The organism is Clostridium sp. K13, assembly GCF_019734195.1.
In the GTDB taxonomy this organism is placed as follows: domain Bacteria; phylum Bacillota; class Clostridia; order Clostridiales; family Clostridiaceae; genus Clostridium.
The window spans coordinates 43116-57730 of record NZ_JAASHM010000009.1 but is presented as its reverse complement, the minus strand read 5'-3'; the positions used below and the strand labels follow the sequence as shown (position 1 = coordinate 57730).

Below are 14615 nucleotides of genomic sequence, written 5' to 3'. Positions count from 1 at the left end.
CTAATATACAAAATTAAAGTTGGTATTTTTGGATTAAAATAAGTAAAATAATGGTAAAATTAAAATATAAAAGAGAGGGGGAAAGAAAATGAAAAAAATATTTATATTTTTAGCAATTACTTTTTTAGCTACATGGACCTTAGCATTTGTATTAATGGCAAATGGAGGATATAGTAATCAACTTACTACATTTATACTTAGTTTATGTATGTTAGTACCTGCAATTTCAGTAATTATTACTACATTAGTTACTAAAGAAAAATTTAAGGATGTATGGATTAAACCCAATTTAAAAGGTAATATAAAGTATTATATTTTAGCGTGGTTTTTACCAGCAATATTAGTAGTGTTAGGAGCAATATTATATTATTGTATCTATCCAGCTAACTTTGATGCAAATATGACTTTAATGATTAATACACTTAAAGAGCAAACAGCAAATTTAGGTCAAGTAATTACTGATGAACAAATAAAAATGACATTATATATTCAAATAATAACAGCATTATTATTAGCACCAGTATTAAATATAATTACTACAATGGGAGAAGAATTAGGATGGCGAGGATATTTGCTTCCTAACTTATGTAAAAAATATTCACCTTTTATTGCAACAATAGTTACAGGAGTAATATGGGGAATATGGCATGCTCCATTAATAGCTATGGGACATAATTATGGATTAGGATATAAATTTGCTCCCTGGGGGGGAATGCTTGCAATGATAGTATTTTGCATTTTTGTAGGTAGCTTTTTATCCTATATAACATTAAAAGTAAAAAGTTCAATACCAGCTGCCATTTCTCATGGAATGATAAATGGTTTTGCAAGTGTAAGTACACTATTTTTATCTGTTAATAATAATGCTAATCCATTTATTGGACCACTACCAGTAGGAATAATAGGGGGAAGTGGTTTTATTATTGTAGGAGTTATTTGTTTCGTATTAATAAAAAAAGAATCTTTAATAAAATGTTTATCAGTAAAAGAAATATATAAGTAAACACAATGAAACAAATATTTGTGATAAAACAGTTAAAGTTATTATAATTAACCAAAAAATAAAGAAGTAGTAAGTAAATTCTTAGGTTGTGGAATAAGCTCTTTAGTAATTTCTATATTAAGATTATGTGTTATAGTAATACCACTTGCAGTGGTATTTTATATGTTTACTAATGCAATAGATATTATTTGCTTAGCAGTCCCTATTGCAGAACTAGGTGCATTAGTAATAGTAGTAATTCTTATTTCTGTTATGAAAAAGTATAGTGAATCAGCATAAAAAAATACTATTGCCAATATAAATCTAATTGGCAATAGTACTTTTTAAAATTTCAATTATATCTAATAAAACAAGATCAATTCTATTATTAGCATTAATAATAAAATCTGCTTTATCTTTATAATTCATAATATGTAAATTAGTAGTTCTTGTTATTAATGATTGAATATCATCATTTCTAAAATTCATTCTTTTTTCCATAATATTTACAGGAACGTCTAGATAAATAGTAATTGCTTGTGAATTTAAGAGTTCTTTCATCTTAATAGCACCTTTATCATCTAAAACAATAATTGAATTTCCAATAGTTAAAGAAGTTTTTATAGATTCTAAACAAGTACCATAGTAATTTCCAAAGTTTTCAACATATTCTAGAAAATCACCATTATTTATTTTTCTTTCAAAATTATCTCTATTATAAAAATAATAATCAATTCCATGAGTCTCTTTTTCTCGTGGATTTCTTGATGTAGAGGTAATAATTTTATTAAAGGGAGAACTTTTTAAAGCGTTAGTAATTATATTTAAATTTTCTAACATTGATAATCTATCAAAGTCATTAACTTCATCAATTAGATTTTTTAAGATAGAAATATCTTTATGTACTAAAAAGTTGGATATTAAAGTTTTTCCTGCAGCCGATGGCCCAACTAATACAAATAATTTATTCATAATAAGCACCTTTTTTATTTTTATAGTATTTGATTTGTATATTATAGCATGTTTCAAATACATAGTGAAAATTATATTAATATTATTTGTAAGATTGTAGCTAAAGAGAATTATGTATAAAGTTATAACTTATTTTGTAGATTCTTTAAGTAAATCACGAATTTCCGATAATAATTGAATGTTTTGTGGAATAGTTTTTTCTTCTACTTCTTTACGGATATTTATTTTATTTTCTATTTTAGTAACTAATTTAATAGCTAAAAATATAGATAAAGATATGATTAGAAAATCAGCTACGTTTTGAATAAATAGGCCTATATTTAATGTTATGGCACTAGTATTTTTAGTAGCTTCAACTAGAGTTATTCTATACTCTGCAAAATTTATTCCACCAGTTAAAAAACCTATTATAGGCATAATTATGTCAGTAACTAAAGAGGAAACAATTTTATTAAAGGCTCCTCCAATAACAACACCTACAGCAAGATTGAAAATATTACCTTTTAGAGCAAAACTCTTAAATTCGTTAAAAAATTTCTTCATAATATGTACCTCCATGAATATTTATATATTTAATATCAGCGTTTATTATAATATAAATTAAAGATAAATAATAACACCTAAAAAGGAGAATTCGAATTTGAATTCTCCTTATATTAAAAAAGTAGTATTAAAAGCTATTTTAATATATTATTATTTAATTTTAAATAGGTAAACTTATATCAAAGCAACTTTTACCTGGATATAAATTAAAACATCCTGTATTAACATATTTATCTACTTCATTATTTAGGTTGCTAAATAATAAATAATAATTACCTGGATCTATATCTATAAAAAAATATCTACCTAGTGAATCAGTTAGTGTTCTACTTATACATATATCATCATAATTATATAAATCAACTATTACATTTTCCATTCCTTTTTCACAAGCTTCCTTGCATCTATTTTTATTACAGTCATACCACACAATTCCTTTAATACAACACAAGCAATTGGTATTTCTACAACTATGCTTACAATTTTTTACTTTACCTGGTACACATGATTTATGGTGGGGGTATGGTCTGCCAGGTATAGTTGGAATAGGGTGTTTATCTGGTATACTAGGAGTAGGGTGTTTATCTGGTATACTAGGAGTAGTATTAAGAGGTCTTTTGCAATTAACATTAGGTAAGCAGCCATTAAAAGGAAAGTTATGAAGTTCTGTATGATTATTAGAATCCCCATCATTAGGCATAAAGGATTGAACTATAACATTTCCTTGTATATTTCCATTAACTGCTTTCAATTCAGCAAATGGTGCAAGTAAGCTACCTTGTAAGCTTATAGTAGACATAGTTATAGATGTAGCTTCATAGAAGTTCCATAATATTTTTCTAATTTGTGAATTAGAAGGTGCAACACCTTCTTTTAATAAATTACATCCTGTTATATCGCTAGGCGGTAATATATTTGGTACAGAAGTATTCCTAAATATACTATAATCACCAAATTTTATATCAGTACCTGAAATGTTTAATATATTAGTAGAGTCTTCTGGAGTCAAAATAGTTAAACTAGATATACTATTTAATGAATTTCCAGAACTGCCAACTATATTAGGGGGATCTGCTATAAAATTAGCATTGAATTTGAAAATATTAATATCTGATGAGTTTCCTATTAAGAATATATTTCCAAAGCAGTTTAAGATTAATGTGTCTCCTAAACTATTTTCCTTAAATAAATTTTTGGATAAACATTGTGCATATTCATAGATTTTAGTGAAATCAATCGGTAAGGTAGATTTTCGTATAGGCTGATAATTTAAATAAGCATTAGGATAACTAACATCTGTAACATTATATTGAGTTGTAGGCAACATTACTGTGTTACCAGCAAAATTAGTTCCACCATTCCATGTTAAATTTCCCTTAACAATTAGAGTTGAATCAGTTCCTTTTGGAGGCAATGGTGAAATGTTTTTTCCTATTCCAAAGTTAGTTAGTGTTGCATTACCTCCTATGGCACCTCTTCCTTGCCAATCTACATCAGATTGTACAACATCGCCTATTGTAAATAAGTTATATTCATCAAATGGACTAAAACTTTGACATTTATTATTATTTATATTAGATACTATTGACATAAAACTATCTCCTTTTAATATTTTTTCATTTGTTTAAATATATTATACAATATGTATTTTTTTATATATTTGTGATTGGCTTTGTTTAGGTCAATACAATACATTAATAAAAAAAGGAGCTATATCATATTAAATACTTTAATTAAATCTGAATATAGCTCTTTTTACATATTAAACTTATTAAATTTTTATTAGTTTTCAATTTCTAATGGAGTTAATTTTAAATTATTTCTTCTATTATCAAGGGGGTTATTATTTATGTGTTCTATTTTATGATTTTCTATAACTGAGATAATAATATCCTCAAGATGAATTCTTCCTTCAGGAGTATTAGCTACTACAGAAAGTTTATTATGAGTTTTATGAAGTACCCAGCTATATTTATCATTGATAAGGAACTTAAGTCTTCGTGAGAAATTAATGCAACCCCTTCTTTTTTACCATACTTATCTTTTAAAATAATTGAAATAACACCATCTTTTTCTTCATATTTATTGATAGTATTTTGATTAAAAATTTCTAAATTACATTTTCTATTATCTAATGTATCGCCATTAATATATCTTATTGGAGCTTTAGGATTTACTATATTTTTATTCATTAAATTGAAGATAAAAAGCATATCATGTATAATTATTCCTGGCAGTGACAACATAGGAGGAATAATAATGTTAAGTAACTTTTTAGAAATAGCAATACCAGAAATTATTCATTTACTTGAAGCTATGGGAGTAATTATAATTTTTATAGGAGCTATTAAAGCATTTTGGAAGTATTTTTGTAATTTAATTAATAAGACAAACTATCCAATAAAAATTCAATTTGCAGAAGCATTAACTTTAGCTTTAGAATTTAAAATGGGGGCAGAGATATTAAAAACAGTAATAGTAAGATCATTAGATGAAATGTATATATTAGCAGCTATAATTTTACTAAGGGCGATATTAGCCTTTGTAATTCATTGGGAAATAAAGGCTGAAGGACATGTAAAAAAAGCTTAATAGTTAAAATACTGAAAGTATTAACTAAGAAATGAGGAATTAGTAATGGCAAATAGTAAGAAACGTAAGAATAATACAAAGAAGAAAACTAATAATAAAAAGGTTGTTAAAGAAGAAAAGAATATAAAAGTAAGTGGAGCATTTATGACTTTTATGACTAAAAAATGGGTAAGAGTAACTTTACATGTTATTACAGCAGCAATATGGATATTCTTTTTATCAGACTTTTTAACATTCAAACAATTAGGTACATTCCCTAATCCAATATTATCAATTTTAGCATTAGTTACATTAGTTTTAGAGGGATCAGTTTCTAAAGCATTAAAAAGTAAATAAATTTAGAAATTGTTAGATTTTAATAGTTAAAGAGAGTCAAAGTATTATGAAAGTTATATTTTGACTCTCTTTAATTATTTATTATTATTACGATATTTTTGAGGAGAAATTCCATTATATTTACGAAATATTCTACAGTAATAGCTAGCATCTTGGAAACCACAAGAATAAGCTATTTCTGAAATAGTTTTATTACTATTAATTAATAATTGTATGCTTTGATTTATTCTAAAACTAAGTAGATATTGAAAAGGCGTCATTTTTAATCTTTTATTAAAAATTCTATTACAACTACTTTTACTAATATTTGCTGAATTTGCAATATCTAATAAAGTAATTGTTTCAGAATAATGCTCTTTAATATATAGCATAATTTTCATTATGCTATAATTTTCGCTGTTATTAGAGTTAAAGGACTTATCACAAATGTTAGGTATGTTTTCAATAATATCTATAAATATAGACTGTAAATAATGTTTAACTTTAAATTCACGAGATATATTTTGTGAACTTGCAGCATTATTTAATTTATGAATATTTAATAGACAGTTTTTTTCCCAAGCTATACTATTATGAAATATATAATAAGGGAAATTACTATTATGTATTATAGGAAGTATATATTTTGTTGATATTAAGCTTTCCATGGATTCACAAATTAGTTCAGGTGCAAATGCATAGCTATAGTAAATAGGCTTTTCATTTTTTAATGGTTTTACCTGATGAAGAGATTTTGAATTAATAAAAATAGCTTCTCCTGGGTTTAGTATAAAGGTATCAGAACCTACAGAGAATTCAAGGTGACCAGATTCAACATAAGTTAGCTCGAAGTCATTATGCCAATGCCAAGAAACTATGCCTCTATCTAAGGATAATGTAAGACCACATGAAATTAGTATTGGATAATCCTTAGTTCCATGTTCAGTTAATTGTTTTAAAGTATGATCAGTTTCAATAAGTGATTTCTCCATAAAGAGTCTCCTATAAAATATATAATATGAGAATATAATTATATAAAAAGAAGTTATATTCCTATAAAATTAAGTTCAAATGTTAATATAATTATATTAACATTTTGATTGTTTTTGGAAAACAAAAAAATAAAATAATCAAGTGAAGAATTGTTTGAAAGTGAGAGGATATTTGTATGAATAACATAGAAAGAAGAGATTTAGAGTTACCATACATTTCTGATGAAATGGTATTTGAAGAGCAGAAGGTTACGAGAAAATTAATGCAAGCATTTAATGAGGCAGATCGCTCAGACTTTGATACCCTAACTAAGATGGCAAAAGAATTACTTGGGAAAACGGGAAATGGAGTATTTATAAATCCACCATTTTTCTGTGATTATGGAAAACATATTGAAGTAGGAGATAACTTCTTTGCTAATTATAATTGTACAATTATTGATGTGGCAAAAGTTAAGATAGGTAATAATGTAATGTTAGCTCATAATGTTGCAATTTATACTGCAGGCCATCCTATTCACCCAGATTCAAGGAATTCAGCTTATGAATATGGAATTGGAATAACTATTGGTAATAATGTATGGATAGGCGGAAATGTTGTAATAACACCAGGAGTAAATATAGGGGATAATGTAGTTATTGGAGCTGGAAGTGTTGTTACACGTGATATCCCAGCTAATGTAGTAGCAGCAGGAAATCCTTGCAGAGTAATTAAGGAAATTACAGAAGCTGATAGAAAATATTATTATAAAGATAGGGTATTTGATGAAGAGGCTTGGGCTAACATAAATAATAAAAAATAATATAGTAAATTATAAGGCTAGCATTTTATGTCTAGCCTTATTTATTTGCATGAACTTAATTAAATAATGTTATAATTAATAATAAATGTTATAAAAGGTGATGATATTTTGAGAATAGGAAATTCAGAATTAACAAGAAATATAGATAATTATTGTATAAATGAATTAAAGATTCCTTCAATAGTTCTTATGGAAAATGCAGCAATAAAGATTGTTAAAAATATAGATTTTGAAAAGTTTAAATCATTTACCATAGTTTGTGGAACTGGCAATAATGGCGGAGATGGTCTTGCTGTTGCACGTCAGCTTTTTAGTATGAATATGCAGATTGATGTATTCATAGTTGGTAATAACTCTATGAGTAAAGATTGTAATGTAAATTATGATATATTAAAAAATATGGGGATAAATATTAATCATATTATTAAAAGTGAAGATATAAAAGCATTAAATGAAGCTTTATGTAAAAATGATATGACTATTGATGCAATTTTCGGTATAGGATTAACTCGAAGGGTTGAAGGAATATGTGAAGAAGTTATTAACATTATAAATAAAAAAAGTAAATCTACACTTGCAATAGATATACCTTCAGGAATGAAATGCGATAGTTTTGGAATTTTAGGAGTTGCAGTTGAAGCAGATATGACTATCTCATTTGAAACTTATAAAAAAGGATTTTTAGATTATAAAGGTGAGAAATATACAGGAAATATAATAGTAGAAAAGATTGGGGTACCTGATTATGTTGTTGATAAATTTCATTCTAAAGAATATTTAATTGAAATAGATTATATAAAAAGTATTATAAAAAAGAGAAAGAAATACGAACATAAAGGTGATTTTGGAAGAGTAACTATTATGGCAGGATCTGAAAGTTTTACAGGTGCAGCATATATTTCAACACAGGCAGCAGTAAGAAGTGGTGGTGGTCTTATTACACTTTGTACTAAGAAGTCTATAGTAGATATTTTAAAAAGTAAATTAGTAGAAGCTATGACTATGTCATATGAAGATGATAGATTTGAAACTCTTATATTAAATAGTGATAGTATTGCAATGGGGCCAGGTATGGGAAATGATGAATTTACTTTTAAACAGGTAAGTAAAATTCTTTCTATGGAAGGATGTCCAGTAGTTCTTGATGCCGATGCCTTAAATGTACTTAAAGATAATTTAGACTTATTAAAGAATAGTAAGAGAAAAAATGTAATAACACCTCATATGGGAGAAATGTCTAGGCTTACAGGTATTCCTATTAATGAATTAGTTGATAATAGAATAGCTATTGCTGTTGATTTTGCTAAGAAGTATGGAGTTATTGTATTGTTGAAGGGATATAATACTATAATAACTGATGGAAAAGAAGTTTATGTAAACTCAAGTGGAAATAGTAAAATGGCATCTGGTGGAATGGGAGACGCACTTACAGGAATTATTACTTCTTTTATAGGGCAAGGATATGAACCTTTTAAAGCTACAATATTAGCAGCATTTCTTCATGGTTATTGTGGAGATGTGTTATCAAAGGGTATGTTTTGTGTTAATGCCTCTCATGTTGTTGAAAAACTTCCATACGTAATTAATGATATAAATTATATATAATATACTTAAGCTATCATTTAAAAAGTATTAATAGAGAATCAAGAATAAAAGTAAAAGCTGTAACTAAAGTTACAGTTTTTTATATTTTTTTACATTTAAAATCTCAATTATATCTAACAAAACAAAATCAATTCTAAAGTTATAATTTTAGCAGATTATATTTAGCTAATAAAACACATAATTAAATAATAGATAAAAAATAAAATGGAGATGAGATAGTGACTTTATATAGTAAATATTTAAAAAGATATAAGATTCCTTTTTTTTTTACAGCTATTATTTGTGTAGCACTTGAGGCAATATGTGATTTACTTGGACCAACACTTATGGCCAATATAATTAATTTAGGAATAGAGGGAGGAAGTCTTTCAAATGTTTATTATTGGGGCACATTAATGCTTATAGTTACAGCTTTTGGTGCTTGTTTTGCCATAACTCGTAACATTCTAGTATCTAAGGTTTCTCAAAGAGTGGGTGCAGATTTACGCTATAATTTATTTGAAAAAATTTTATATTTTGCAGAAGAGGGTGCTGACAAAATTGAAAGTGGCTCTTTAATAACTAGAATGACTAATGACACTTCTCAAATTGTTCAATTTATAAATGGAATTATGAGAATATTTTTAAAGGCTCCTATAACATGTATAGGAAGTATTATTCTTGCAACCATTCTTAACTTTAGATTAGCTTTAATAATTTATGTAGTTGTAGCTATAGTTTCAATACTTATAGTAGTTAGTATGAAGTTTAGTTATCCTAGGTTTTATAAGTTACAAAAATCTATGGATAAGGTAAATTCAGTAGTTCAAGAATATCTTATAGGCATTAGATTAGTTAAAGCATTTGGTACTTATGATAAGGAGAAGGAGAAGGAGAAGTTTGGAAAAGCTAATGATAATTTAATGGAAACTGGTATTTCATCTCAAATGATTATAACTTTAATATCACCTATTATAACATTTACTGTTGGAATTGGGACTGTAATTGTACTTTTTATAGGTAGTAAGCTTTTTTCTTTAAACCTTGCAAATCCAGGAGATATAACAGCATTTACAATTTATATGTCTCAAATACTTACATCTTTAATAATGATAACTAATATTTTTAATGTGTTTGTTAGAACAAAAGCCTCTACTACCCGTATTAAAGAAATTTTTCAGTGTGAAGGAGATTTTAATAATAGTAAAGATGTTTTCGAATTAAATGGAAAAGTAGAATTTAGAGATGTAACCTTTGCTTATCCAAATGGAAGTGGAGTACCTGCTATTAATAATTTAAGCTTCTCTTTAAAACTAGGTGAAAATCTTGCAATTATAGGACCTACAGGTAGTGGTAAATCTACAATAGCCTGGTTATTATTAAGATTTTATGATGTTAATAAAGGTAGTATTTTAATTAATGAAAAATTATATGAAAGTAGTAATAAGACTCAAATATGGTCTGGATATATGATGCCTTTAATAAATGTTATTAATAATCTTATATTTACTATAGTTGCTATTGTAGGAGGAATTTTATCAGTTGGATATGGTTTAGCTGTAGGAACTGTTGTTAGTTTTCTAAGTTACTCAAAGCAGTTTGCTCGTCCTCTAAATTCAGTAGCTGGAATGTTTAATACAATTCAATCTGCACTTGCAGGAGCGGAAAGAGTTTTTGAAATTTTAGATACACTAGAAGAGAAAAAAGATGATGAAGATGCAATAGAATTAAAGTTGCCTAAAGGTGAAGTAGAATTTAAAGATGTAAGCTTCTCTTATGACAAATCAAAATCTATATTAAATAATATTAATGTCAGAGAATACTTAAGCAATCACCAACTAAAAGTATACCTATAAAAAAGTCTAGAGCCTTAAGAAGAAAGTCATAAATTATAGGAAGTAATTATTATGATTTTGAAGTATTATAGTATATGTAATAATTAAGATTAAAAAAATACTAATTTTTAGAGTAATATAAACTATAGGAATAATAAAAATAGATATACATAGAAAATTATTTAATAGAGCAAATGATTATAAGTGAGAGGTTAAAGAGTATGGATAATATAAAACTTAAGGAAGATATTAATCATGGAACAGTTAGATTCCCGTTAGCATCTTATAAATGGAATAAGAAGGGTACATTTTTTGTTAATTTTCATTGGCATGATGAAATGGAGCTAGTATATTTTAAAAAGGGAAAGTTTACTGTACATATTAACATGATGAAGTATGAAATAGAAGCTCCTGCCTTTATGTTTATTACATCTGGAGATACTCATTATATTGTAGGGGAAGAGGGATGCACGGAAAGTGCTTTAGTATTTGACTTAAAGATGCTTAGTTTTGAGTATTTTGATGGGATTCAATATGAAATTATTAGACCGTTAATTGAGCAGAAAATATATTTTCCACCATTAATTAATAATGATGATTCTATATGGAATGAGTTAGTAAAGATATATAAGAAAATAATAAAAGAAGCAGATAAGGATGGTTTAACTAGATTTATTAGAGTTAAATCATATTTATATGAATTAATTGCACTTTTATATGAAAATAATAAGTTTAATTATTTAGATGGCAAAGATAAAGCTAATGATTATAAGATAGATAATGTAAAGAAAGTTCTAAGGTATATCCATGATAATTATAAGCAAAAGATATATTTAGATGATATGTCCAAGCTACTTGGAATGAATACTCAATATTTTTGCAGATATTTTAAGAAATTAGTTGGGAAGACACCTACAGAATATATAAATGATGTACGGATAGAAAAAGCTAAAGAGCTTTTAGCTGAAAGTGATGATAAGATTATAGATATTGCCATAGCTTGTGGATATGACAATATAGGATATTTTATTAAACGTTTTAAGGAGCAAAAGCATATGAGTCCTTCTCAATATAGAAAACAAATAAAAAAGTCAAAATAGTGTAATGTTTTGTCAAAATTAAATAAGAAAACCTCTTTCTATGTATTTATAATGAAATTAATAAGTGTGAAAGGGGTTTTTATTTATGGAAAAGAAATGGTGGCACAATAAGGTGGCATATCAAATATATCCAAAAAGTTTTTATGATACAAATGGAGATGGAATTGGAGATATTAGAGGTATTATAAATAAATTAGATTATTTAAAGGATTTAGGAATAGATATTATATGGATATCACCTATGTATAAATCGCCTTTTGTAGATCAAGGTTATGATATATCTGATTATTATAGTATTGCTGAAGAATTTGGTACTATGGAAGAGTTTGATGAACTTTTAGTAGAGGCAAAAAAAAGAGACATGTATATATTAATGGATTTAGTAATAAATCACTGCTCAGATAAACATGAATGGTTCCAAAAGGCATTAGCAGATCCAGATGGAGAATATGCAGATTACTTCTATTTTAGAGAAGGGAAGGATGGAAATCCACCTAGTAATTATCGTTCTTATTTTGGGGGTAGCGTATGGGAGAAGATACCTGGTACTGAAAAGTACTATTTACATTTCTTTGCCAAGGAGCAACCAGATTTAAATTGGGAGAATCCAAAGGTGCGCGAAGAATTATATAAAATGATTAATTGGTGGCTAGATAAGGGGTTAGCAGGCTTCCGTATTGATGCTATTATAAATATTAAAAAGGTTTTAGATTTTCCTAATTATGAAGCAGATGGAGATGATGGGCTTGTTCATGTTACTAAAATGGTAGAAGAAGCAGAAGGTGTAGGAGAGTTTCTTGAAGAATTAAAGCATGAAACCTTTGAAAAATATAATGCACTTACTGTTGGAGAAGTATTTAATATTACAAATGAAGAGTTAAAAGAATTTATAGGAAATAATGGACATTTTTCTACTATGTTTGATTTTACAGCAACTTCACTAAAGTTTGATGAAACAGCTTGGAGTATTGAAGAGGGAATGGATTTTTATAAATGGAGAGATGCATTATTTAAATCTCAAATTGATACAGAAAGGATTGGATTTAAAGCTAATATTATAGAAAATCATGATGAACCAAGAGGTGCATCAACATACTTGCCAGAATATGCTCAAAATGAAGATGGTATAAAAATGATTGCAACAACTAGTGTTTTATTAAGAGGTCTTCCATTTATTTATCAAGGTCAAGAAATTGGTATGAGAAATTGCATGATGGAAAGTATTGATGAATATGATGATATTTCAACAATTAATTCTTATAATGAAGGAATAAAGAGCGGCATGAGTGAAAAAGAAGCTCTTTATATGTGTTACAGAATTAGCAGAGATAATGCAAGAACTCCAATGCAATGGAACTCTAGTAAAAATGCAGGATTTACAGATGGTAAACCATGGCTTAAAGTAAATCAAAACTATACAGATATAAATGTTGAAAATCAATTAGAAAATGAAAATTCAGTTTTAAGATACTATCAAAAGCTTATAGCTTTAAGAAAATCTGAAGAATATAGTGATATTTTTACTAATGGACATTTTGAACCTGCTTATTTAGAAGAGCATAAAGTATTTGCTTATTATAGAAAGCTAGATAATAAAAAGATATTAGTAGTTGCAAACTTTGGAGAAGCAGAAGTTTCATTAAACTTAGAGGAACGTGGGGAAGTTATTTTATCTAACATGGATAAGGTAGGAGAAGTTGAAAATAAATTAGTAGTAAAATCTTGTGAAGTATATGTTATACATTTTTAAGAATAGTTATTGGTTATATGTGGTAAAATGTTTGGTGAAAGTATTAAATAAAAATATAAGGGGAATTAGAAATGTTAACAATTTTATTAGTAATAATTTATATAGCTTTTATTAGCTTAGGGTTACCAGATGCTATATTAGGTTCTGCGTGGCCTATGATTCATCAAAACTTAAATGTTCTAATTTCTTTACTTATTAAAAGAAAATGGCTGGAGAATGGGATATGCAACTATAGGAACAGTTCAAGCTATATTAGTTGTTTGTCTATTTTTATCATTACCATTATGGAAAAAGTTTGAGGTAAGTAATGAGGCAGATGAAGAAGCTCATAGTGATGTTAAGGTATCTACACTAATAAAGCTACCAGGGGCAAAACCAGCTCTTATTTCATTTTTCTGTTATTGTGCAATTGAATTAACAACAGGATTATGGACAAGTTCTCTTTTAGTTACTAACAATGGTTTATCTGCAGAATCAGCAGCAAAATGGGTATCTCTATATTATTTAGGTATTACAGTTGGGAGATTTTTATCAGGCTTCATTGCTATGAAATTAAATAATAAACAAATGATTAGAATGGGACAAGTTATATGTATTATGGGGGCTGCATTATTAATTATGCCAATACATAATAATCTTCAATTGGCAGGATTAGTATTAATAGGTTTAGGATGTGCACCAATATATCCTGCAATGCTTCATGAAACTCCAAATAGATTTGGAAAAGAATTATCACAAGGAATAATGGGAATTCAAATGGCTACAGCCTATGTAGGAAGTACTTTAGTACCACCATTATTTGGAGCATTATCAAGAGTAACTGGATTTGGTATATTACCATATTTCTTATTAATATTAATGATAATAATGTTACTTTCATCAGAGAGAGTTAGTAAGGTCTGTGAAAAAGTAAAAGTTGTATAAGTGTAAGAAGATTTAAATAAAAGAGATTAAATTATAATGTTTTTCAAGTGGAGCTACTTGCGCATATTTAGAGCAAATTCCACAGTATGAAAATGGAATAAAGGTTATTGATGTTTTAAAGATGGCTTTTAATGAAATTTATGATATAGAAGAAAAAATGCATAAATTAGAAGAAGAGATGAAGTAAAAAAGAGAGAAAGTGAAATAAAGAAGCTTGAAACTA

The 14615-nt window shown here is 27.1% G+C and carries 14 protein-coding genes; 9 read left to right on the top strand and 5 right to left on the bottom strand.

Going from position 1 to position 14615, the window contains the following annotated elements:
- The first annotated feature begins 88 nt into the window (after positions 1-88).
- Positions 89-1003 (top strand): CPBP family intramembrane glutamic endopeptidase, encoded by a 915-nt coding sequence (locus HCG76_RS07490; protein ID WP_221699637.1) that lies wholly within the window; start codon positions 89-91, stop codon positions 1001-1003.
- A gap of 303 nt (positions 1004-1306) precedes the next feature.
- On the opposite strand, the gene HCG76_RS07485 is transcribed toward HCG76_RS07490, so the two are convergent.
- From HCG76_RS07485 to HCG76_RS19045, 4 genes are all read right to left on the bottom strand, one after another.
- Complete coding sequence (locus tag HCG76_RS07485; RefSeq protein WP_221699639.1) at positions 1307-1954, bottom strand: guanylate kinase; 648 nt, start codon at positions 1952-1954, stop codon at positions 1307-1309.
- Between the two features lie 129 nt (positions 1955-2083).
- A complete protein-coding gene (mscL, locus tag HCG76_RS07480; RefSeq protein WP_221699640.1) occupies positions 2084-2497 on the bottom strand; it encodes a large-conductance mechanosensitive channel protein MscL in 414 nt (137 codons plus the stop codon).
- Positions 2498-2657: 160 nt separating this feature from the next.
- Complete coding sequence (locus HCG76_RS07475; protein ID WP_221699641.1) at positions 2658-4088, bottom strand: choice-of-anchor A family protein; 1431 nt, start codon at positions 4086-4088, stop codon at positions 2658-2660.
- A gap of 337 nt (positions 4089-4425) precedes the next feature.
- Complete coding sequence (locus HCG76_RS19045; RefSeq protein ID WP_260458062.1) at positions 4426-4710, bottom strand: hypothetical protein; 285 nt, start codon at positions 4708-4710, stop codon at positions 4426-4428.
- A gap of 46 nt (positions 4711-4756) precedes the next feature.
- On the opposite strand from HCG76_RS19045, the gene HCG76_RS07465 reads away from it, so the two are divergent.
- The gene (locus tag HCG76_RS07465; RefSeq protein WP_195988086.1) at positions 4757-5089 is read left to right on the top strand and encodes a DUF1622 domain-containing protein; all 333 of its coding nucleotides are present in this window, start codon (positions 4757-4759) and stop codon (positions 5087-5089) included.
- Positions 5090-5134: 45 nt separating this feature from the next.
- Complete coding sequence (locus tag HCG76_RS07460) at positions 5135-5425, top strand: hypothetical protein (RefSeq protein WP_221699643.1); 291 nt, start codon at positions 5135-5137, stop codon at positions 5423-5425.
- A 74-nt stretch (positions 5426-5499) separates the two neighbouring features.
- Here HCG76_RS07460 and HCG76_RS07455 read toward each other — a convergent pair whose 3' ends face one another.
- Complete coding sequence (locus HCG76_RS07455; protein WP_221699645.1) at positions 5500-6396, bottom strand: helix-turn-helix domain-containing protein; 897 nt, start codon at positions 6394-6396, stop codon at positions 5500-5502.
- A 176-nt stretch (positions 6397-6572) separates the two neighbouring features.
- Here HCG76_RS07455 and HCG76_RS07450 point away from each other — a divergent pair, with 176 nt between their 5' ends.
- The 6 genes from HCG76_RS07450 (at position 6573) to HCG76_RS07425 (ending at position 14392) form a co-directional block, all read left to right on the top strand.
- Positions 6573-7199, top strand: coding sequence for a sugar O-acetyltransferase (locus HCG76_RS07450; protein WP_221699646.1), 627 nt, complete (start codon positions 6573-6575; stop codon positions 7197-7199).
- A gap of 108 nt (positions 7200-7307) precedes the next feature.
- Positions 7308-8804 (top strand): NAD(P)H-hydrate dehydratase, encoded by a 1497-nt coding sequence (locus HCG76_RS07445; protein WP_221699647.1) that lies wholly within the window; start codon positions 7308-7310, stop codon positions 8802-8804.
- A gap of 218 nt (positions 8805-9022) precedes the next feature.
- Positions 9023-10639 (top strand): ABC transporter ATP-binding protein, encoded by a 1617-nt coding sequence (locus HCG76_RS07440; RefSeq protein WP_311776385.1) that lies wholly within the window; start codon positions 9023-9025, stop codon positions 10637-10639.
- A 200-nt stretch (positions 10640-10839) separates the two neighbouring features.
- Positions 10840-11718 (top strand): helix-turn-helix domain-containing protein, encoded by an 879-nt coding sequence (locus tag HCG76_RS07435; protein WP_221699648.1) that lies wholly within the window; start codon positions 10840-10842, stop codon positions 11716-11718.
- Positions 11719-11803: 85 nt separating this feature from the next.
- On the top strand, positions 11804-13468 hold the full coding sequence (locus HCG76_RS07430) for an alpha-glucosidase (protein ID WP_221699650.1): 1665 nt from the start codon (positions 11804-11806) through the stop codon (positions 13466-13468).
- A 216-nt stretch (positions 13469-13684) separates the two neighbouring features.
- Positions 13685-14392 carry an MFS transporter gene (locus tag HCG76_RS07425; protein WP_308747515.1) on the top strand — a complete coding sequence of 236 codons (708 nt, stop codon included), beginning with the start codon at positions 13685-13687 and terminating at the stop codon, positions 14390-14392.
- Positions 14393-14615 lie beyond the last annotated feature (223 nt).